This window comes from Alteromonas nitratireducens, assembly GCF_040812025.1.
GTDB classification, from domain to species: Bacteria; Pseudomonadota; Gammaproteobacteria; order Enterobacterales; family Alteromonadaceae; genus Alteromonas; species Alteromonas nitratireducens.
In genome coordinates, this window is record NZ_JBFNPK010000046.1 from 1 (window position 1) to 617 (window position 617).

A 617-nucleotide genomic window follows, 5' to 3' on the forward strand; every position below is an offset into this window, starting at 1 on the left:
TGTTGAGCTTCAACTCACAGTAAATACGATACACACGCTTGTGGTTCCAGCCGTGTCCCCAACGTTTCAGGATTTTAAATAGCTTGCTGAAGCCGTAAGCGGGATAGCGCTCAACGGCTTCCTGCAGCTTGGCGATGACCTTGTCATCACGCGCTTTATCCGGTTGATACCGATAGACCGAGTCACTGATGCCAACTACGCGACACGCCATCCGCAAACTGGCGCCATGCTGCTCTCGCGCATAATTCACTAGTTCACGTCTGATCGCTGGCTTTACAGCTTTTTTTCAACGATATCTTTGAGTATCCGGTGTTCCAGGCTGAGCTCGGCAAACATCGACTTCAGCCGCCTGTTCTCGTCCTCAAGCTCTTTAAGGCGCTTGATGTCCGACGCCTCCATACCACCGTATTTGGCTTTCCAGTTGTAGTAGGTGGCATCAGAAATGCCGTATTCACGGCAGACTTCTTTGACCAACCTACCAGCTTCCACTTCCTTCAGGATCTTAACGATCTGTGTTTCTGTGTATCGGGACTTTTTCATCAGGAGTTCTCCTTCTTGGCTCAGTGTACGCCGAAGAACTCTAAAAAGGTATGTCACTAGTTTAGGGGAGGTTTACA

Annotated in this window: 1 pseudogene; it reads right to left on the reverse strand. The window is 49.4% G+C overall.

The window, feature by feature from the left end:
• Positions 1-540: pseudogene (locus AB1N33_RS16640) on the reverse strand (transposase); the annotation flags it as partial.
• Positions 541-617: the final 77 nt, after the last annotated feature.